Origin of the sequence: Klebsiella sp. LY, assembly GCF_004010915.1 — a bacterium.
Classification (GTDB): Bacteria; Pseudomonadota; Gammaproteobacteria; order Enterobacterales; family Enterobacteriaceae; genus Klebsiella; species Klebsiella quasipneumoniae.
In genome coordinates, this window is sequence record NZ_CP022444.1 from 4,659,056 (window position 1) to 4,677,436 (window position 18,381).

At 58.7% G+C, this 18,381-nt stretch carries 22 protein-coding genes and 1 pseudogene; 9 read left to right on the forward strand and 14 right to left on the reverse strand.

Annotated elements, in window-relative coordinates:
• Positions 1-2 precede the first annotated feature (2 nt).
• The 5 genes from CE636_RS25870 to CE636_RS25890 are packed head-to-tail and all read right to left on the reverse strand — an operon-like array spanning position 3 to position 5,173.
• Positions 3-2,978 (reverse strand): phage tail tape measure protein, encoded by a 2,976-nt coding sequence (locus CE636_RS25870; RefSeq protein ID WP_025999082.1) that lies wholly within the window; start codon positions 2,976-2,978, stop codon positions 3-5.
• Entirely contained in the window at positions 2,965-3,123 is a 159-nt protein-coding gene (locus tag CE636_RS25875) for a GpE family phage tail protein (protein WP_075604421.1), read from the reverse strand. The genes CE636_RS25870 and CE636_RS25875 overlap by 14 nt, the downstream gene beginning before the upstream one ends.
• Positions 3,123-3,440, reverse strand: a complete 318-nt coding sequence (locus tag CE636_RS25880; protein ID WP_004131585.1) for a hypothetical protein — start codon at positions 3,438-3,440, stop codon at positions 3,123-3,125. Before CE636_RS25880 ends, CE636_RS25875 begins: the two co-directional genes overlap by 1 nt.
• 45 nt (positions 3,441-3,485) lie before the next feature.
• Positions 3,486-4,001 carry a phage major tail tube protein gene (locus tag CE636_RS25885; RefSeq protein ID WP_004216461.1) on the reverse strand — a complete coding sequence of 172 codons (516 nt, stop codon included), beginning with the start codon at positions 3,999-4,001 and terminating at the stop codon, positions 3,486-3,488.
• Positions 4,001-5,173 (reverse strand): phage tail sheath family protein, encoded by a 1,173-nt coding sequence (locus CE636_RS25890; protein ID WP_017898616.1) that lies wholly within the window; start codon positions 5,171-5,173, stop codon positions 4,001-4,003. The genes CE636_RS25885 and CE636_RS25890 overlap by 1 nt, the downstream gene beginning before the upstream one ends.
• 154 nt (positions 5,174-5,327) lie before the next feature.
• On the opposite strand from CE636_RS25890, the gene CE636_RS25895 reads away from it, so the two are divergent.
• The 3 genes from CE636_RS25895 to CE636_RS25905 all read left to right on the forward strand — a co-directional run bounded on the left by CE636_RS25895 (position 5,328) and on the right by CE636_RS25905 (position 7,267).
• Entirely contained in the window at positions 5,328-6,467 is a 1,140-nt protein-coding gene (locus tag CE636_RS25895) for a phage late control D family protein (RefSeq protein WP_017898615.1), read from the forward strand.
• A gap of 43 nt (positions 6,468-6,510) precedes the next feature.
• Positions 6,511-6,762, forward strand: coding sequence for an ogr/Delta-like zinc finger family protein (locus CE636_RS25900; protein ID WP_004213128.1), 252 nt, complete (start codon positions 6,511-6,513; stop codon positions 6,760-6,762).
• Between the two features lie 265 nt (positions 6,763-7,027).
• Positions 7,028-7,267, forward strand: coding sequence for a DUF333 domain-containing protein (locus CE636_RS25905; protein WP_004203736.1), 240 nt, complete (start codon positions 7,028-7,030; stop codon positions 7,265-7,267).
• Here the strand turns inward: CE636_RS25905 and CE636_RS25910 are convergent.
• Positions 7,257-7,595 (reverse strand): DUF488 domain-containing protein, encoded by a 339-nt coding sequence (locus CE636_RS25910; protein WP_074186551.1) that lies wholly within the window; start codon positions 7,593-7,595, stop codon positions 7,257-7,259. The genes CE636_RS25905 and CE636_RS25910 overlap by 11 nt on opposite strands.
• Positions 7,596-7,599: 4 nt before the next feature.
• Positions 7,600-8,109, reverse strand: a complete 510-nt coding sequence (locus CE636_RS25915) for a DUF523 domain-containing protein (RefSeq protein ID WP_004203740.1) — start codon at positions 8,107-8,109, stop codon at positions 7,600-7,602.
• A gap of 145 nt (positions 8,110-8,254) precedes the next feature.
• Here CE636_RS25915 and CE636_RS25920 point away from each other — a divergent pair, with 145 nt between their 5' ends.
• Positions 8,255-8,947, forward strand: coding sequence for a CTP synthase (locus CE636_RS25920; protein WP_004203741.1), 693 nt, complete (start codon positions 8,255-8,257; stop codon positions 8,945-8,947).
• Between the two features lie 31 nt (positions 8,948-8,978).
• On the opposite strand, the gene CE636_RS25925 is transcribed toward CE636_RS25920, so the two are convergent.
• Positions 8,979-10,154 carry a CynX/NimT family MFS transporter gene (locus CE636_RS25925; protein WP_164852398.1) on the reverse strand — a complete coding sequence of 392 codons (1,176 nt, stop codon included), beginning with the start codon at positions 10,152-10,154 and terminating at the stop codon, positions 8,979-8,981.
• 106 nt (positions 10,155-10,260) lie between these two features.
• Between CE636_RS25925 and CE636_RS25930 the strand changes: the two genes are divergently transcribed.
• The gene (locus CE636_RS25930) at positions 10,261-11,055 is read left to right on the forward strand and encodes an AraC family transcriptional regulator (RefSeq protein ID WP_017898612.1); all 795 of its coding nucleotides are present in this window, start codon (positions 10,261-10,263) and stop codon (positions 11,053-11,055) included.
• Here the strand turns inward: CE636_RS25930 and CE636_RS25935 are convergent.
• From CE636_RS25935 to CE636_RS29465, 3 genes and pseudogenes are all read right to left on the reverse strand, one after another.
• Positions 11,039-11,485, reverse strand: coding sequence for a DUF441 domain-containing protein (locus CE636_RS25935; protein WP_004203746.1), 447 nt, complete (start codon positions 11,483-11,485; stop codon positions 11,039-11,041). The genes CE636_RS25930 and CE636_RS25935 overlap by 17 nt on opposite strands.
• 117 nt (positions 11,486-11,602) lie before the next feature.
• On the reverse strand, positions 11,603-12,103 hold the full coding sequence (locus CE636_RS25940; RefSeq protein WP_004203748.1) for a YbaK/prolyl-tRNA synthetase associated domain-containing protein: 501 nt from the start codon (positions 12,101-12,103) through the stop codon (positions 11,603-11,605).
• Positions 12,104-12,198: 95 nt separating this feature from the next.
• Positions 12,199-12,355: pseudogene (locus tag CE636_RS29465) on the reverse strand (hypothetical protein).
• Between CE636_RS29465 and CE636_RS25945 the strand changes: the two are divergent.
• Positions 12,350-13,486 carry a glycosyltransferase family 9 protein gene (locus CE636_RS25945; protein WP_074404065.1) on the forward strand — a complete coding sequence of 379 codons (1,137 nt, stop codon included), beginning with the start codon at positions 12,350-12,352 and terminating at the stop codon, positions 13,484-13,486. The pseudogene CE636_RS29465 and the gene CE636_RS25945 sit on opposite strands and share 6 nt — an antisense overlap.
• 183 nt (positions 13,487-13,669) lie before the next feature.
• Here CE636_RS25945 and CE636_RS25950 read toward each other — a convergent pair whose 3' ends face one another.
• The gene (locus CE636_RS25950; RefSeq protein ID WP_004203750.1) at positions 13,670-13,912 is read right to left on the reverse strand and encodes a DinI family protein; all 243 of its coding nucleotides are present in this window, start codon (positions 13,910-13,912) and stop codon (positions 13,670-13,672) included.
• A gap of 270 nt (positions 13,913-14,182) precedes the next feature.
• Between CE636_RS25950 and CE636_RS25955 the strand changes: the two genes are divergently transcribed.
• Complete coding sequence (locus CE636_RS25955) at positions 14,183-14,602, forward strand: translesion error-prone DNA polymerase V autoproteolytic subunit (protein ID WP_004203751.1); 420 nt, start codon at positions 14,183-14,185, stop codon at positions 14,600-14,602.
• 2 nt (positions 14,603-14,604) lie between these two features.
• Positions 14,605-15,870, forward strand: coding sequence for a Y-family DNA polymerase (locus CE636_RS25960; protein WP_004203752.1), 1,266 nt, complete (start codon positions 14,605-14,607; stop codon positions 15,868-15,870).
• Positions 15,871-15,876: 6 nt separating this feature from the next.
• Here the strand turns inward: CE636_RS25960 and CE636_RS25965 are convergent, their stop codons facing one another.
• Entirely contained in the window at positions 15,877-16,782 is a 906-nt protein-coding gene (locus CE636_RS25965) for a LysR family transcriptional regulator (protein ID WP_017898609.1), read from the reverse strand.
• A gap of 165 nt (positions 16,783-16,947) precedes the next feature.
• On the opposite strand from CE636_RS25965, the gene CE636_RS25970 reads away from it, so the two are divergent.
• A complete protein-coding gene (locus tag CE636_RS25970; RefSeq protein ID WP_017898608.1) occupies positions 16,948-17,697 on the forward strand; it encodes an SDR family oxidoreductase in 750 nt (249 codons plus the stop codon).
• Between the two features lie 88 nt (positions 17,698-17,785).
• Here CE636_RS25970 and CE636_RS25975 read toward each other — a convergent pair whose 3' ends face one another.
• The gene (locus tag CE636_RS25975; protein ID WP_032446977.1) at positions 17,786-18,379 is read right to left on the reverse strand and encodes an ester cyclase; all 594 of its coding nucleotides are present in this window, start codon (positions 18,377-18,379) and stop codon (positions 17,786-17,788) included.
• Positions 18,380-18,381: the final 2 nt, after the last annotated feature.

Sequence of the window (18,381 nt, forward strand, 5' to 3'; positions counted from 1 at the left end):
TATTAATCGTTATCCCGGAACGAACCCCGGGTAGCGCGTTGCTGTTTTTCAATTTCTTTGCGTACCGCTTCGCCAACAAGTCGCGCCAGTTCGCGCGAATTGCTGTTCTGAATGCCGTGCAGATGAACGTGAATATCACCGGAAAAACTACCATCTGAAGCCGCAGCCGCCTTGGAGGTGCTTTTATTTCGGTGTACCGGTTGCCATGCCTGCGTCTGTTTAATTAATGGCTCGCCAGCGGCAATAACCGGGCGAGCGCTGACAGCCTGGTGGACAAGCCTCGATTCCTGCCATTCACCACGCACTGCAAAGGCTGGGGGGAGATTTTTAAATACAATGTCACCCGGCCCGATACGTTTTCGCTTTTCCTCATCTAAAAGGCCTTTAGTGTTATCTGCGATTTGGCCCAGTCGCCGCTCTGTTCCTGAGTTGCCCCCGAGCACATTGGGCGGCGTGGCGCTGCCTTTGCTTGCAGGCTTTTCAGATGACCATTGCCACTCCCTTTTAACCATGCGCCCGGATTTTTCATCCCATTCCCACATAACCGGAATAGCCCTGAGTCTGGCCGCTTCCAGCCTGGCTCTTTCAATGCCATCGGGGATGAGATCGAGCTTCTCCAGTAACCAGCCGACGCCTTCCATTAGCTTCTGAAGCGGCCAAAGCAGTACGCTAAGTGCGGTCCCCAGTACCTCTCCAAAGGTCTGCCCGGCGCTGGCGCACTTGTTTAGCGCCGCGCGACTCTCCTCAACGGGTGTTAATACTTTTTTAAACCAATTCCAAACGTTTTTGACGCCATCCCCAATGAGTCCGAAAACGGGCGCCAGCCGGGAAAATGCGTTATGAACTGGCGCTAACCCCTGGATGACGCCTGTAAAAAAACCGCTAAAGAAGGCTTTAATTGGTCCCCAGGATTTCCAGATCAGTACCCCAGCCGCTACAAACGCAGCACCCACTAAACCGATTGGGCTCAACAGCATTGATAATCCGCCGCCCAGCGCCGCAACTCCGCCTTTTACAATGCTGAAGAGAGCAGGGATCCCCGTTAGTCGGATCGCCAGCCCGCCAATGCTTTTTGACAGGGTGCTGATAGCAGTCCCCGGAGAGGTAAAGGCGCCAAGTAACGCGCCGCGCAGTGGTACCATCAATCTGGTTAATACGCCGAGGCGTTCGGCCAGGCCGCTGAGTAAAGCACCCCATCCGCTAATTTTTGCCAGTGAACTGCTGCCCACAGCACTCAATATGCGGAACGCTGATACCGTACCTCCGATTCCGCTCCCGCCGGAGAGAAGCGCAAACCCCAGTCTGAGCTTCGCCAGCGGACCTATCAGCAGACCAGCAGCTAATGACATACCGCCAATTACTGCGGTCAGTGCCAGTGCAGTCCCGCCGGCGAATAACAACGTTTGTGAAAGTCTGGGGTTTTCTTCTACCCAGCTTTGAACAGTGCCAATAACCCGGCTAAGCCCCTGTGTCAGTCTGCGCAATGGGCCGTCCACTGTCTCAGCTACAGAAATGCGGAACGCCTCCCACGCGCTGTCCAGCTCCTTCAAATCGCCGCCAAGGTTGTCTTTTTTCTTATTAGCGACGGCGAAGGCCTCCTGATTTTTATGCGCTTCAGCAATTTGTCCATAGAGTGACGGGAGGTAGCCATCACCTGCGCCGTTGACCAAAGACTGGAGACTCGTAAAACCCTCTTCTCCGGCGATATCTTTGAAAAATGAAACCTGATCCACCTCGCCAAAGCGGGAAACGCGTTTTTGTAGATCGAGAAGAATATCGAACGGACGTCGCATTTTTCCGCTCGCGTCGGCAGTTTCCACTCCCAGCTCTTTGAGTGCCTTTTGGGCTGCCGTAGTAGGGGAGGCCAGGCGGGAGAGGGAGCGACGCATTGCAGTACCGGCCTCGCTACCGCGAATACCCACGCGCGCCAGCGTGCCGGTCATAGCTGCGGCTTCTTCCAGGCTAATCCCTAGTCCCGCGGCTACCGGCCCGACAACTTTCATTGTCTCGCCGAGGCTGCTAAGCGTGGTGTTGGTACGGGTAAATGTACCTGTCAGCACATCGCTGACGCGGTCCATTTCTCCGGCATCGAGGGAAAACTGAGAAAGAATGTTTGAGCCGATGTCTGCCGTTTCACCCAGTTCCATGCTGCCTGCCAGCGCCATATTGAGCACGCCGGGCAGTGCGGCACGGATAGCATCTGGTGTGAATCCCGCCATTGCCAGAAAGGCCTGGCCGCTGGCGGCGTCCCGTGTGGTGAAGGCGGTTTCAGCACCGAGTTTTTTTGCCTGAGCACGCAGGGCGGCCAGTTGCGAATCGCTTTTATCGAGCCGCGTCAGCGCCTGGACGTTTGACATTTCCTCATCAAAACCAACCGCAGGCGACAGGAAGCGTCCGGCCCCATACCCGGCAGCGGTTGCTGTACCTAATGCTATGGCACCGCCAGAGCGCAACTTTCCGGCCATCTGCTGCGCACCCTCGTAACGTTTACGAGCTTGAGTGACCGCAGCAAGTTGCCGTTTTTCCCGTTCAAGGGATTGGTTGTATTGTTCTGTGCGGCGTATCGCGTTACCGATGGTGGCGCTACTACCGGAAAGCATGACGCCATGCTGGCGCAGGGCTGATGCACTCTCACGGAGGCGGGCCACTTCCGTCACGCGTTTTGCGGTCAACCGATCAAGCCGCTCACCCAATCGGGACATCAGTATTTGCTGTTTTTCCGTCAGCGTTCCGTTTTTACGTTGCGCTTCTGACAAGCCATCAAAGCGGGCACGGGCACGTGAGATGGAACGGTCGGTTTTGCCGACGGCCGCGGTCATTCGCTGAAAAGTGGCACTGCTCTTATCGAGTCCTTTCAGGGTGGATTGTGTTTTTCTGAGGGAGTCGGATAGGCCGCCCGCACTCTGGCGGGCAGCATTAACGGGGCGGGTAAATCTGTCGATCGCGCTGAAAGCAACGCGGATATCAAGGCTCTTCATCACTGGCACCACTTCGAAGCGCCGCCCGCTTGCGCCAGGCTATCACCTCGCCAAGATCCATGCCGAAAACTTCAGAGGGCGGCCAGTTAAAAATAACGGCAATATCAGCAACCAGATCGTCTATCTGGTCAAACGCAACGGTGATTACTCGCTCTCCGTCTCCGCCACGTTCGACGCTCCAGGCTCCGGCGGATTCAAGAAAGGGACCAGAAGCTCTGCCAGCCCGATAAAGTCCAGGGTGTGCATTTCGTTGATTTCTTTTTGTGTCAGCGCAGGCGCGGTGACTCGCGTCAACAGCGTGGCAATTGAGTCTGCATCCATATTGGCAACGCGGATAAGATTCAGGCCGCGCAACGATCCGGCCTGACTGATGGCGCCAGTGATTTCCACCTGACCGATCTCACTGTCTTTACGAACTACCGGCTGCATCAGCGTGAACAGGTTTTTAGTTTTTTTAGCCATGTTTAAAATCTCCGGGCGGCATCGTTGCCACCCTCTTAAAGGTTATCAATTGCCCATGCCAAGGGCAGAGGTGATGCGGTCCGGGAACATGTTCTGACCGTTCTTTTTGTAGATGAAATTCAGCAGATCGATTTCGATAATGGGCTGATCATCTATGGAGAATTTGTAGTAGGTGGATTTAAAGGTGTAGCTTTCCTCGGTGTCTTCTCCCTGTTTTGAATCTCCACCGTCGAGTTCAGTAAATCGCCCGCGCAGCTCCACCTCGACAAGCTGGCTTTCGCCATCAGTGAAATATTCACCCGCAAAGCGCAGCCGCGTGCCGTCAATTTCTGCTCCGTATTCGAGAAACAGAGCCTTAATGACGCCGCCAAAAACAATGGTGGAATCCAGCGCGCCAGCCTCAAGGCCGAGATCAACACCGACCGCACCCAGCATGCCACCGCCCTGATAGTCCTCTACCTTTCGTGACAGTTTGGGGCGAGTGAAAGAGGTCACTTTTCCCAGATAGTTGTCGCCGTTAACAAAGCAGCTAAAAAGCCGCAGTTTGTGAGGAATAGCCATTATTCACCCCCGAGCGACGCGAACGCCGGTTCGTAAAAATCATCAGTAAAGGTCTGGTATAGCGTCAGATCTTCAAGCGGTGGGACCGGGCTGTAGCTATAGCGCACAATCAGTTTTCCCTGGCGCAAATCCGTGGTGCCGTTATCCAGCGTGTCATACCAGCAGTCAGCGCCGATAAGCTGGCCGGCAGTGACTTTTTTGCTGAGAGCAGAGCGGATGCCGCTTACCACATCTTTCACGTTGGCCGGAGTGAGCGGGCTGTCAACAGAGGTAAATTGCGCCTCCGCAATACTGTCCGCCAGGATCTGCGCGGTACGGGTAAACACCTCAAAAGTGTAGGTTTCGGTGTCCGTGGTGCGGTTACCCCAGAAGCGGAAACCGTCACGCTTGATAAGCGTCGTGATTTCGTTGTTGTTCAGCTCGTTAGCGTCGCTGTCTTCTGCCTGCAATGCCCAGAACACATCTTTCGAAATACCCAGAACGTTATTCACCACAACATTCGACAGCGATTTGTGCCAGCCCTGGCTGTTATCAATAGCGGCGCGCAGGCCGCAGGCGTATGCCGGGGCAGGAAACGTTTCGTTTTCATCCGTCAGGGGGTTGTAAGCGATGAAGTCCGGCCAGATCAGCATCAGCTCGCGGTAAGCGAAGGTTTTGCGATAAGCAATAGCCTCCGCCATGGTCGCGCAGCCGTTACAACCGGCATAAACAAAAGCCCGAAGATTCTGGGCAATCACGCAAAGCTGTGACGTTACCTCCTCGGTGTCGTAGTCCGGTACCGCCAGGATGCGCGGACGATAGCCGGTTTTGGCTTCCGCCGTCAGCAGGGCATACATTCCCGTATAGCTGTCGCCATCTGTTCCGCCAATAACGGCCTGGGACTGGCTGGCGCCGTTACCGGAAGCCTCTTTCACCCGGACAATTACAACGCGCGGGCTGCACTGATCGGAAATGGCTTTGAGGACTTTGTAAAGTGACCCGGTTTTACCTGCCTTTCCGAGGACGTTACGTACCCGTGTCAGCAGAACCGGCGTATTGAGCGGGAAGGTTTCCGGATCGGCGTCATCAGCAACCGCAACAATACCAATCACGCTGGAATCAATGTCATTGATTGCCTGCTGTAGGTCGGTATTTTCGCGAGAGCGGACGCCGTGAAAACGAGTTTCAGACATAAGTTCACCATCATGTTGCTCTTTGAGTTCAGGGCAATATTCAACGTTAAATCTGCTGGCGTCGCCTGGTTGCCGGTCTTCCCGTTCGCTGACAACAAAAAGGGATTCAGCCCCGCGCGCGGGCATGGAATCATCAGCAAAAAACGGGGGAGTTATGTCGATAGCAGACACGCTAACAACAGCAGCCGAAGGGTATTTAGAAAAATTAAGTGAGGTCGTAAAGACACCGGATTTTAGTATCACGTTGGGTGGGGTCGCCCTGACTGAACTGGCCGACCGCATCACCTCGCTATCTGTTACAGATAACAACGGTTTTGATGCTGATCAGCTAACTCTGTCAGTAGATGACTCTGACGGAGTAACGGATTTACCCCCACGCGGTGCGGAGCTGGCGGTGTCCATCGGCTGGCTGGGTGAGGCGTTGATCTACAAAGGTCTCTACACCGTTGACGAGGTGGGGCATAGCGGGCCGCCGGATGTAATCGACATCACCGCGCACAGCGCTGATTTTCGCGAAGAGATGAACGTCAGGCGGGAGGTGTCCTGGCATGATGTGACGGTAGAGCGGGTGGTATCGGCCATAGCCCGGCGTTATGACCTGAAGCCGATGATTAGCGAGGCCCTGATCGACATTGAGATCGACCATGCGGATCAGACCGAAGAGAGCGACATGTCGTTTTTAACGCGCATGGCGGAGATGTTGGGGGGCATTGCCACCGTGAAAAATGGCTGTCTGCTGTTTATCCTGCCTGGGGGCGGCGTCAGTGCATCCGGTAGGGCGCTGCCATCGGCTGAGATAACCCGTGCCAGCGGAGATCGTCACAGGTTCCGCATTGCCGATCGTGATGCTTACACTGGTGTGCGGGCGTACTGGCTGGATCTTAATTTCGGCAAGAAAAAACCGGTCAAGGTCACTAAGCGCAAAACAAATACTGCCAGAAAAAAGGCTGAGGAGAAAAGCAGCCGGCCGGAGGGGGATTACATGGAGGGCGCTGAAGGTAACGTGTATGTTTTGCGTAAAACCTATCAGAACGAAACGGCGGCCAGGCGCGCAGCTGCGGCAAAATGGATACAGCTCCAGAAAGGCGCGGCACAGTTTTCGATAACCCTGGCGCGCGGCCGCGCCGATTTATATCCGGGTATGCATCTGAACGTGTCGGGCTTTAAGCCTGAAATCGATAATCAGGATTGGATCATTGCCAGAGCGGAACATGTGATCGGTGATAATGGATTTACCACGAAAATGGAGCTTGAGGCGAAAATAAGCGACTGGATTGCAGAAACTGAACAGTAGCGGCCATAATAGGCGTGAGTTCAACTCCCTATGGGAGATCATCATGTTTGTTTGTCCCTACTGCGGCGCAAACGCCCGTACCCGCACCAGCCGCCGGTTAAGCGAGTTCACCATCCGGCAATATCATCAATGCCAGAATCTTGAATGCAGTGAGTCATTCACGACACTTAACACCGTAGAGCGCAGAGTAACGAAGCGCTCAACCAGCGCAGATCCATTGCCGCCAGGATTCATCCCCGGCGACGCTTTCCCGGCTTCTCATTACGGGAACAGTCAACTTAGTCTTGCAGTATAAAAATAGCCCCCTGGAAAGGGGGCTATTCTTGTCAATGTGGTCGATATGTGGACACTTTTGAAATAAATCCTTTTATTTCAATTTATTAAATCCCAAAAAAAAGCCCCGTCGGGGGCGACGGGGAAAAACTCATTGATTATGGAATGATCTGTTCTCTGGTCAGTTCGAGAACAGGGGCTACTCTACGGGGGAAAAGTGCAGGCAAGATGGAGAAACCATGGAGATTCAGGCTAAAATCCCCGGGAATTGGAGAAAGGGAGAAAAGATGAAAAAGTTACTGGCTATTTTGCCCCTGGCGCTGGCCGGCTGTGCCCAGCCGCAGCCCACCGCGCCGACGAAAACCATCGGCATGCCCAATCCCGCGGCGGTCTACTGCCAGCAATCCGGCGGCACCCGGGTGCCGGTGCAAACGCCGCAGGGCGTCAGCACCCAGTGCAAGCTGCCCAGCGGCGAAACCCTCGATGAGTGGGCGCTATGGCGCCGGGACCATCCGGCTAAATCGTAACCGGCAGGGCCGCCAGCCAGGCGGCCAGCACCCGGGCATGATTCTGCTCGGTGTTCTTCGCGGCGTACAGCAGCGTCAGCGTCTGGCGCTGCGCCAGCGCCGCCAGCCGCAGGCCCGTGTCGCGATGGGCGTCGAGCTCCTGACGATAGTGCTGGCTGAAGTGGTCGAAATCGATCGCCTCGCCGTGAAAGGCTTTCCGCAGCTCAGCGGACGGCGTTAACTCTTTACACCACTCATCACAGGCCAGCGCCTCTTTTTTAATCCCCCGCGGCCAGAGACGGTCGACCAGCACCCGGTAGCCGTCGCTGCTTTCCTGCGGATCGTACACCCGTTTACATTGAATCATCATCCTGCTCCCTCTGTGCCATCCAGGCGAGCAACTGCGGGATCTGCCCGTCGGAAAACACCGTGATGCCGTGGGCGCGCAGCAGCTCGGCGGCCACGCCGGCGCCCGCTTTGCGCCGCCCGCGAAAGGAACCGTCATAGATAAACTGGCTGCCGCAGGTGGGGCTGCCGTCGGTGAGTAACGCCGCCTGACAGCCCGCTTCCCGGGCGGCGCTGAGCGCCAGCCAGGCAGCCAGCTGATAATGTCCCGTGACGTCGCGGCCGTCGCTTTCCACGATCCGCGCCCGCCCGGCAAGCACATCGCCGCCGGCGCCGTCGACGATCTCCGCCGGCAGGCGGGGCGTCGGCAGACCGGCCGCCAGCTCCGGGCAGTGGATCACCAGACGATCCGCCTGCTGCCAGCGGGACAGGGTCGCCGCCAGCTGCGCTTTCTCGCTACCGTTATATCGCACCTGGAATCCCATCAGGCAGGCGCTGACCAAAAGCTTACTTTTCATCCTCTCTCCCTTTTGCGCTTGCTCCAGTATACCTCACCCGCCGGCCACGGCGGTGGGGTGAAAATAAGGATTGTGTTCCACAGAGGGGATCGCTATCCTGACGTGCCTTGTGCTGCTCGTCTCGTCCAGACATAAGGAACCTGCTATGAAAACCCCTTTACGCCTCGCCCTTGTCGGCGATTATCACCCCGATATTGTTGCCCATCAGGCCATTCCCCTGGCAATAGACGATGCTGCCGCCGTGCTGGAGCAGCCGGTGAAATATGACTGGCTCGCCACCCCGTCGATCGCCTCCGGCGACGCGCTGGCGGAGTACGATGCCGTCTGGGTCGTTCCCGGCAGCCCGTATCGTCACCCGGAAGGCGCGTTTACCGCTATCCGCTATGCCCGTGAAAACAGCATTCCTTTCCTCGGCACCTGCGGCGGCTTTCAGCACGCGGTGATTGAATACGCCCGTAACGTGCTCGGCTGGCAGGATGCCGGTCATGCGGAAACCGACAGCGAAGGGCGGATGGTGATCGCGCCCCTCAGCTGCTCGCTGGTGGAGGCTTCTGCAGTCGTCGAGCTGCGGGCGAATACGCTGATTGCCCGCGCCTATGGTCGGGAGAGCATTGAAGAGGGCTACCACTGCCGCTACGGTGTGGACAGCGCGTTTGCCGCGGAGCTGGAGCAGGGCGATCTGCGCGTCACCGGCTGGGATGAAGAGGGTGAGATCCGCGCCGTCGAGCTGGTGACGCACCCGTTTTTTGTCGCCACCTTGTTCCAGCATGAGCGCCACGCGCTGGACGGGCGTCCTGCGCCGCTGGTGCAGGCGTTGCTGCGCGCCGCGGCACAATAACCCTACCGGCAGCGCCCGCTGCCGGTCATCTTCAGGGATGAATCTCCCGGTCGCGCCCGGCGAGGGCGCCGCAGATCGCCATCACCAGCGAAATCAGCGCCACCGCCAGCAGCGGAATATGCCAGTCGCCATTGGCATCGTGGATCCTGCCCATCAGCGGCGGCCCGCAGGCGGCCAGCAGATAGCCGACGCTCTGCGCCATCCCCGACAGCGCCGCGGCCTGGTGCGCCGAGCTGGCGCGCAGGCCGATAAACGTCAGGCCGAGGATCATCGTGGCTCCGGAGCCAAAGCCGAACAGCAGCGTCCAGCCGATCGCCAGCCCTGGCAGTAGCCACAGTCCGGCGGCGCTGATGGCGCACATCAGGGCGACCAGCACCGCGATCCCGCGCTGGTCGCGCAGCCGATGCAGGATCAGCGGTATCGCCAGGCCGGGCGCAGCGGTCGCCAGCTGCAGCAGGCCATGCAGCGAGCCGGCCTGCGCTTCGCTATAGCCCATACTCTGCAGAATCGACGGCAGCCAGCCGATAATCACGTAATAGACCAGCGAGTTGATGCCGAGGAACAGCGTCACCTGCCAGGCCAGCGCCGACCGCCAGATCCCCCGGTTATGCATGGCGCCTGAGCCGGTCAGCGGGGCCTCCGTTTGACGCCGGGACTGCGGCAGCCAGCTGAGGAGCGCCAGCAGCGGAAAGATCATCATCAGCAGCAGCGCCCCGCGCCAGCCGAATCCGGCCATCGCCACGGGGACCACCAGCGCCGAGCCTAGCGCCGCTGCGCCGCCCATCGTCAGGGAATAGGCGCCGGTCATCCGCGCGACATGCTGCGAGAAATCCCGTTTAATCAGCCCGGGCAGCAGCACGTTTCCCAGCGCAATGCCGCAACCGATCACCGCCGTGCCGATAAACAGCCATGCAGCGGAGGGCAGGGAGCGCAGGGCAATGCCGGCGCAGATCAGCAGCATCGCCAGCAACAGGCTGCGCTCCATGCCGAACCGGCGGGCAACCCCTGCCGCCAGCGGCGAGACAAGGCCAAAGGCCAGCAGCGGCAGGGTGGTGAGCAGCCCGCTCTGCGCGGTGGTCAGGCCATAGTCGCTACGAATCGCGTCCAGCAGCGGCGCCGCGCCGGTAAAGACCACGCGCAGGGTGGTGGCGATGAGCAGGATACCGGCAATCAGCAGCGCGGAGCGGCGGCCGGTGGAGGAGGTCACAGAAGACATATCATTCTCAAGGTAACTAAAGAGGGGGTTACGATAGCGACTTTGTCCTCTGTTTAAATCAAGCTAAAATGACAGATTATCGCTAATATCGGACAACATGATGATCGGACTGGGTCTGGATGGTTATGAACCGGACAGTGGCCACGAATCGGCCATTGCCTTTCGTATTCGGGTGGTGGAGGCGGAGCAGTATATTCCGGCGCATTCCCACCGTAAGGGGCAGCTGATCCTCGCCCTGCACGGCGCCTTAACCTGCGAGGTGGAGAACGCGATGTGGATGGTGCCGCCGCAGTATGCGGTGTGGGTCCCGGGCCAGCTTTCTCACAGTAACCGCGCCACCCCCGGCGCCCAGGTGTGCTTCCTGTTCATCGAGCCGGGCGCCGCGCCGATGCCGGACCGCTGCTGTACGTTAAAGATTTCCCCGCTGGTGCGGGAGCTGATCCTCGCCCTGGCGGAACGCGGCGGGGAGTCGCTGGCCGCCCCCGCCACGGCCCGGCTGGTGCAGGTTCTGTTTGATGAGCTGCCCCGTCAGCCGCAGGAGCACCTGCAGCTGCCGGTATCGAACCACCCGAAAATTCGCCAGATGGTGACGATGATGGCCGAGGATCCGGCGCGCTGGCAGACCCTGAGCCAGTGGGCGGCGGAGTTCGCGATGAGCGAGCGCAATCTGGCGCGGCTGGTGGTGCGTGAAACGGGGCTGAGCTTTCGCCGCTGGCGCCATCAGCTGCAGCTGATCCTCGCGCTGCAGCTGCTGATCCGCGGGCAGACGGTGCAGCAGACGGCCCAGGTGCTGGGCTACGACTCCACCACCGCCTTCATCACCATGTTTAAGAAAGGGCTGGGGCAGACGCCGGGCCGCTATCACGGCAGCCTGGCTACGACTTCCCAATAAACAGCGAGATGATCCCGGCGGCAATCAGCGGCCCGACCGGGACGCCGCGAAACAGGGCGACGCCGAGCACCGTACCGACCAACAGCCCGGCCACCAGATGCGGCTGGGAGCCCATCAGCGAGACGCCGCGTCCGCCAAGCCACGAGACAAACACCCCGACCGCAATCGCCAGCAGCGATTTCCAGTTCATAAAGGAGTGGATCAGCGTCGATGGCGGCAGCGTGCCGCTGGCGATGGGCGCCATCACGCCGATAGTCAGAATGATGATCCCGACGGTCAGGCCCTGCTTCTCAATCCAGGGAAAGAAGGCGTTCAGCGGCGTGACGCGCACGATAATCAGCACGAGGATGGAGATTGCTACGGTGGTGTTATGACTGATAAAGCCGAGCGCCGCCAGACCCAGCAGGATCAACAGGGTGGTATCAAACATGTACAGAGGTCCTTGCCAAAAAAAGAATGCCAAAAAATATCCTGCTGACTCTACGCATCGTGGCGTGAATAAACAGGATTTTTACGCCATGCGGCGGAAATCAGGGCCGATGCCCGGTTAGCTAAGACGGCGAAAGGTCGCGATCTCCGGTCGGGCGATATGTAAATAGTCTTCGGTATCGAGAATGATCGATCGGTCCAGGCGCCCGGCGTTAAAGGCGATTTGTGGGAAGCGCTCAAACAGCAGCGGGTCGGCCACCAGCCGCAGCGCCGGATGGAAACTGAAGGGGGGAATGGCGCCGAACGCGCAGGCGGTGAGCGCTTCCACTTCCGCCGGGCTGGCCAGCGAGGCTTTGCTGCCGCCGATATGCCGGGCCAGGCTGGCGAGGTCGGCCTGCCGATCGGCGGCGAGGATCGCCAGCACATGCTGGTTGACGCCGTTTCCTTTGACTTTACAGACTAACGCTTTCGCGCCCTGGCCAAGCGCGGTGCCGCGGATCGCCGAGACGGCTTCGCACTGGCCGACCGCCTCGTGCGCCATCACCCGATAGCGCGCCTGATGTTCGTCGAGCAGCGCGCACAGCCGCTGATGGATATTACCTTCTACTGCTTCAAGCATAGCGTCCTCCTGACTTCATAAAGCAGCCAGCTTAGCGCTGTTGCGCCGGCCTGCCAACGGTGGGCCGGCAAATTCACTATTCACTCATTATTGCTTCACAGTGCTGTGGTGCAATCCCGCAGGGCTGGATGAGTTTTGTAAATAAAAAAAAGAATGATTTTCATTTTCAATCGAACTTTTTTTATTTCGCTCAGTCTCTATCGGACGACACAGAATATTAATGATTGCCGTAATGAGGTTAGGATGATGCACGATGCAACCATGCAGGGCTCCCCACGCAAGAAGTTTAATAAAATAAGGGAGCTCAACAGACGGCGAAATTACTTTACTAAGAAAGTACGTAATGCCCTGCGGGTGGGCGTGGCGAAAGCGCTCTGGGATCGCCGACGCCGTCAGCCGGTGGATTTGTCGTCCGCGAAAACCGTCTTACTGATGCGCAATGAGGGGGCGGTCGGCGATGTGGTGGTGGATTCCGCGCTGGTGAAATGCCTGCATCAGTCAGGCTATATCGTTGATTTCCTGCTGACGACCTCTAATAGCCAGGTGATGCGTTATAACCCGCGGATCCGCTATATTTATGAAGCTGAACCGGTTACGTCCGCCGATTTTTTGCGAAAATTTAATCATAACGTTCCCCGCGATGTTATTAATGAACTAGCTAATAATAAGTACGATATTATTATTGACCCTTCGCTGTTCGATATTCCCGTGCATCGCCTGCGGCTTTTCCGACAAATAAAAGCGAAATCGGTGCTCGGGTTTAATAAATGGCCGTCGATTAAGCATTATTCCCACTCTTTTGATTTTGACTGCCAGCGCTGGCACGTGACGAAAACGTTCGAGTTGATCGCCGATTATCTCAAACTGGACACCCGCGGGCTGGACGCTTACGACCTGGCGGTGCCCGGGCCGATTATGCAGGAGGTGGCGCAGTATCTGGCGTCGCTGAGCAGAAAAGCGGTAGTGATTAATATTTTTGCCGGCCATGGCGACCGCAGTCTCTCGCAGACGCAGTTGGCCGAACTGCTTGACAAGCTGCTGGCTCGCCATCCGGGGATCGCGGTTATTCTGCTCGATCACCGGCGTGAGATCCGCATCCCGCTGCCGCCGGAGGTGGTGATTAACCCATTTAACACGTTACACCATGCGATGGCGCTGATTGCCCAGGCGGAGCTGATTATCTCCCCGGACACCTCGGTGGTGCACATGGCGGCGGCGTGGAACAAACCGCTGATCGCGGTCTACAAGGACGTTCTGCTTAATAATCGGCTGTGGGCGCCGGGCTATGACAACGCCAGACAGATTATTGTTAAATGCGGGAAGGTGCATGAGCATCGCGAACTGGTGGATAGAATTATAGCGGCGCTACCGGAGACGCTGTGAGGGCGATGAGGAAAGGCCGGCAGGCATGTCCGGGAGGCTCACCTGCTGGCCGTATGCAAGAGCCAGCAGGTGAGCGAAGGTTGCATTGCCAGTCTGCAACCGCCGCTATTGTACTGTTGCCCGTGGCTCTGCTACATCCGGGAAAGCTCTTAAAGAGGGGGGCGCCGCGACTAACGGGCGGCATTACTCTTCAGTGAGCCACATGTCCGCCTCTTCAAACATCTCCTGCACCGTGCGGCTGATCAGCTCTTTTTCATGCTTGCTGGCGTCGGTGTTGATCGCCGGCAGCGTCATCATCGGCTTCACGCGCACTTCCGCCTCCGGGAAAATGCGCTGCATGCGTTTGGTCAGCTCGTTAAGAATGGTCTCTCTGGCGCCCGGCAGCCCGGCAAAATTGCGCTTGTCATAAATCAGTTCCACAAACATCTTCTGTCCTCTGTATGCTGATCGCGGGCGTTAGTTTTACTGTATTAATGTACAGTGTCAAGCGAATGCCGCGGCGCGGCGCATCTACCACCTCGCGCGGCGGGCGGGCTGCGCGCAAAAGCAGCAAACGGTTCGCGGGCGCTGAAGAGGACCCCCATTGACATCAAGGAGTTATTTCAGTGCTGGCGATTGATAGCTGGAGCCGATATTGACCGGCAAAACAGGCAAAACTACTGTATATATATTCAGTTTTATGTGGTGGGTTAAAAAATGAACTTTTACACGCCGGTTGAGCTACGTCAGATTGTCTCCTTTCCCTTTTTTGCCGACCTGGTGCAGTGCGGCTTTCCCAGCCCGGCCCAGGACTATGTCGAGAAGCGAATCGACCTCAACGAGCTGCTGGTGCAGCATCCCAGCGCGACCTATTTTGTCAAAGCCGCAGGCGACAGCATGATCAATGCCGGCATTGACGAAGGCGATCTGCTGGTGGTGGACAGCGCGCGTAAAGCGGAGCATGGCGATATCGTCATTGCCGCCGTCGGCGGCGAATTTACGGTAAAAAAGCTGCAACTTCTGCCCCGGGTGCAGCTTAACCCGATGAACCCGGCCTATTCGCCCATCGTGGTCGGCCGCGAGGAGACGCTCGATATTTTCGGCGTGGTGACCTACATCATCAAGGCGGCGGGTTGATCATGTTCGCGCACTGTGATGTGAACGCCTTTTATGCGAGCTGCCAGACCGCCTTCCGGCCAGACCTGAAGGGGCGGCCGGTGGTGGTGCTGTCGAACAACGATGGCTGTGTGATCGCCCGCTCGGCGGAGGCGAAGCCGTTTGTGAAAATGGGCGAACCCTACTTTAAGCAGAAGGCGGCGTTTCTTCGCCACGGCGTCGTGGCGTTCAGCAGCAACTATGAGCTGTACGCCGACATGTCCAACCGGGTAATGACCACCCTGGAAGAGCTCGCCCCGCGCTGCGAAATTTACAGTATCGATGAAGCCTTTTGCGATGTCAGCGGCGTGCGCCACTGCAAAGATCTGACCGACTTTGGCCGGGAAATCCGCGCCACGGTGCAGCAGCGCACCCATCTGACGCTGGGCGTCGGGATCGCCCCGACCAAAACCCTGGCGAAGCTGGCCAACCACGCGGCGAAGCAGTGGCAGCGGCAGACGGGCGGGGTGGTGGATTTATCCTGCCCGCAGCGGCAGCGGAAGCTGATGGCGCTGTTGCCGGTGAGTGAGGTCTGGGGCATCGGGCGGCGGATCGGTAAAAAGCTCGAGGCAATGGGGATCGGCACGGTACTCCAGCTGGCGGAGAGCGATATCCGCTTTATCCGCAAGCACTTCACGGTGGTGCTTGAGCGAACGGTACGGGAGCTGCGCGGCGAGCCTTGCCTGGCGCTGGAGGAGTTTGCTCCCGCTAAGCAGGAAATTATCTGCAGCCGCTCGTTCGGGGATCGCATTACGGCCTATGAGGATATGCGCCAGGCGATCTGCAGCTATGCCGCGCGGGCAGCAGAAAAGCTGCGCGGTGAGCATCAGTACTGCCGGTTCGTCTCCGCCTTTGTCAAAACCAGCCCCTTCGCGCTGAATGAACCCTATTACGGCAACAGCGCCTCACTGAAGCTGCTGACGCCGACGCAGGATTCCCGGGATATTATCGCCGCGGCGACAAACTGCCTGGATGCCATCTGGAAAGCGGGGCATCGCTATCAGAAGGCCGGGGTGATGCTCGGCGATTTCTACAGCCAGGGCGTCGCCCAGCTGAACCTGTTCGACGAGCTTGCCCCGCGGCAGAACAGCGCCAGGCTGATGCAGGTGCTCGACCAGCTGAATGCGAAAAACGGCAGGGGGGCGCTCTATTTTGCCGGCCAGGGGGTCCAGCAGCAGTGGCAGATGAAGCGAGAGATGCTATCGCCGCGCTACACCACGCGATACGGCGACCTGCTCCGCGTCAGATAACGCGCGCTATCCCTGCACCGCAGACGGAAAAACCGCCGCCAGCCAGTCAATAAAGACGCGGAGCCGGGGCGGGACGTGCCGGTGCCGGGCATAGACAACGTGAAAAGGATAGGGGGCCGGGCGCCAGGCGCTGAGGATCTCCACCAGCTTGCCGCTCGCCAGCGCCGGTTTCAGCGAATAGGTAAAGGTCTGCACAATGCCTAAGCCCGCCTCGCCGGCGGCAATATGCGCGTTGCTCTCATTGATGCCGAGATGGTGCTCCGTCTTCAGCTCGGTGCTGACGCCGTGACGGGCAAAACGAAACGGAAACGCTCTGCCGCTGGCCGGCGACAGGTAGCTGATGAGCCGGTGGCCATGGTTCAGTTCATTCGGTGAGGCGGGCGTACCATAGCGCTGAAGATAGCCCGGGGTGGCGCAGGTAACCAGCGCCGCCTCGCCGATTTTACGGGCAATCAGCGTCGAGTCTTCCATCGGTCCGCCGCGGATGGCGCAGTCAATATTGCCGCCGATCAGGTCCGAGGGCTTATCGGCCACTTGCAAATCGATACGGATATCCGGCCAGGTGGTCATAAAGTCCGCCAGCAGCGGGATCAGCACATCGCGCGCGGTCGACCCGCCGATGGCGATCCGCAGATGGCCCTTTGGCTTATTGCGGGCGGTATTGAAGGCGGCGTCGATCTCTTCCAGGTCTTCCAGCAGGCGCCGGGCCTTTTCATAGTATTCCCGTCCTTCCGGCGTCACGGTGATACGCCGCGTAGTGCGCTGCAGGAGAGAAACCCCAAGATGCGCCTCCAGTTGCTGAATGGTTTTGCTGAGGGTGGCGTTGGGCATATTCAGCGAGTCCGCGGCGCGGGTAAAGCTGCCGGCTTCGACAACGCGGGTGAAGGCTTTAAGAGCTGAAAACCGGTCCATTATTCGCTTTATCCTGGTTACTGGAGGTGATTATCCACCGAGGGGAAGAGTGTTTTTCAGATTAGGCCATTTTTCCGCCTCGCCGGGACGATTACAGTGCTTTCCATACCCGGCGGGCGCTTTCGCGAGCCTGGCCTGTTTATACTCTAACCAAGGAAATGCACCATGAGCAAAAAACTTGCGGATAAAGTGGCGTTAGTCACCGGCGGCAGCGCCGGGATTGGCCTGGCGTCGGCGAAAGCGCTGGCGGAGCAGGGCGCGAAGGTGTACATCACCGGCCGCCGTCAGGAGGAGCTGGATGCGGCGGTAAGATTCATCGGACCCGCCGCCCGCGGGATCCGCGCTGATGCCGGCGTGTTAAGCGACCTTGACGCGGTATTTGCGACCATTGCCGACGAGTCCGGCCGGCTGGATGTACTGTTCGCCAATGCCGGCGGCGGAGAAATGCTGCCGCTCAGCGCCGTTACCGAAGCGCACGTTGACCGGATTTTTGCCACTAACGTGCGCGGGGTGGTGTTCACCGTGCAGAAAGCGCTGCCGTTGCTCACCGACGGCGCCTCGGTGATTTTGACCGGCTCTACGGCGGCGGTAAAAGGGACGGCTAACTTCAGCATCTATAGCGCCAGTAAGGCCGCAGTACGCAGCCTGGCGCGCTCCTGGGCGCTGGAGGTTAGCGACCGCGGGATCCGCATTAATGTGGTCAGCCCGGGGCCGGTACGTACCCCGGGTCTGGGAGGGCTGGTGGCGGAGGCGGATCGCCAGGGCTTGTTCGATGCTCTGGCCGCCGGCGTACCGCTCGGGCGGCTGGGCGAGCCGGAGGAGATTGGCCGGACGGTGGTGTTTTTAGCGTCGGATGAGTCGAGCTTTATTAACGCCGCAGAGATCTATGTCGACGGCGGGCTGGCGCAAATCTAAGCGCCGGCTGACGCCAGGCGAGTCGTCCCAGCGGAGACCGGGGCGGCTCGCCGTGTTGGCGATCGCTGACGCACCGTCCGGAGGCAGCTTATTGCGCGCCCAGCTGTTTCATCAGCGTCAGGTTATCTTCAATATGCCAGTTGGCGGTAATTTTACCGCCGCGGATCTGATAGATATCGGTGGCGATAAAATCGATATTTTGTCCCTTACCCTGCCGGGTGCCGAAGGTCCCGGTAAAGTGGCCATGAAAATGTAAGTGTGAGACCACCCGGTCACCGGCCACGATCATTTGTTCGACATCACAGCGTAAATCCGGCACCGCCTGGCGAAACGCTCTGGAGGCGAGGATCGCCCCTTCCGGCCCCTGTCGGCGACCTTCCGGGGGCGTTTTATCGATAAAATTCTCCGCCAGCGCCGCCCGGGCCAGCGCGGCATCACCGGTATTCCAGAACGTGGCATACTGCCTGGCGACATATTCATTGGCGGCGCGTGTGGCCGCGGGAAGGCTGCCGTCAGCGATGAGTTGCGCCGGCTTCAGCAGATCCTGTTGGGCTGCATACGCGGAGCCGGACATTGCGACAAGCAGCAGCGCGGTGGCGCAGCGATGGCGCGTGAGGCCGCGTCTGGCCAGCGTGCGGGCAACCGCGACACCACGGCCGGCAGGTAACATTTTGCGGGTCATTT

Coding starts and splice junctions, on each gene's coding strand:
- CE636_RS25870 (WP_025999082.1), bottom strand. CDS start 2,978: ATGAAGAGCCTTGATATCCGCGTTGCTTTCAGCGCGATCGACAGATTT.
- CE636_RS25880 (WP_004131585.1), bottom strand. CDS start 3,440: ATGGCTAAAAAAACTAAAAACCTGTTCACGCTGATGCAGCCGGTAGTT.
- CE636_RS25885 (WP_004216461.1), bottom strand. CDS start 4,001: ATGGCTATTCCTCACAAACTGCGGCTTTTTAGCTGCTTTGTTAACGGC.
- CE636_RS25890 (WP_017898616.1), bottom strand. CDS start 5,173: ATGTCTGAAACTCGTTTTCACGGCGTCCGCTCTCGCGAAAATACCGAC.
- CE636_RS25895 (WP_017898615.1), top strand. CDS start 5,328: ATGTCGATAGCAGACACGCTAACAACAGCAGCCGAAGGGTATTTAGAA.
- CE636_RS25900 (WP_004213128.1), top strand. CDS start 6,511: ATGTTTGTTTGTCCCTACTGCGGCGCAAACGCCCGTACCCGCACCAGC.
- CE636_RS25905 (WP_004203736.1), top strand. CDS start 7,028: ATGAAAAAGTTACTGGCTATTTTGCCCCTGGCGCTGGCCGGCTGTGCC.
- CE636_RS25915 (WP_004203740.1), bottom strand. CDS start 8,109: ATGAAAAGTAAGCTTTTGGTCAGCGCCTGCCTGATGGGATTCCAGGTG.
- CE636_RS25920 (WP_004203741.1), top strand. CDS start 8,255: ATGAAAACCCCTTTACGCCTCGCCCTTGTCGGCGATTATCACCCCGAT.
- CE636_RS25930 (WP_017898612.1), top strand. CDS start 10,261: ATGATGATCGGACTGGGTCTGGATGGTTATGAACCGGACAGTGGCCAC.
- CE636_RS25935 (WP_004203746.1), bottom strand. CDS start 11,485: ATGTTTGATACCACCCTGTTGATCCTGCTGGGTCTGGCGGCGCTCGGC.
- CE636_RS25940 (WP_004203748.1), bottom strand. CDS start 12,103: ATGCTTGAAGCAGTAGAAGGTAATATCCATCAGCGGCTGTGCGCGCTG.
- CE636_RS25945 (WP_074404065.1), top strand. CDS start 12,350: ATGCACGATGCAACCATGCAGGGCTCCCCACGCAAGAAGTTTAATAAA.
- CE636_RS25950 (WP_004203750.1), bottom strand. CDS start 13,912: ATGTTTGTGGAACTGATTTATGACAAGCGCAATTTTGCCGGGCTGCCG.
- CE636_RS25955 (WP_004203751.1), top strand. CDS start 14,183: ATGAACTTTTACACGCCGGTTGAGCTACGTCAGATTGTCTCCTTTCCC.
- CE636_RS25960 (WP_004203752.1), top strand. CDS start 14,605: ATGTTCGCGCACTGTGATGTGAACGCCTTTTATGCGAGCTGCCAGACC.
- CE636_RS25965 (WP_017898609.1), bottom strand. CDS start 16,782: ATGGACCGGTTTTCAGCTCTTAAAGCCTTCACCCGCGTTGTCGAAGCC.
- CE636_RS25970 (WP_017898608.1), top strand. CDS start 16,948: ATGAGCAAAAAACTTGCGGATAAAGTGGCGTTAGTCACCGGCGGCAGC.
- CE636_RS25975 (WP_032446977.1), bottom strand. CDS start 18,379: ATGACCCGCAAAATGTTACCTGCCGGCCGTGGTGTCGCGGTTGCCCGC.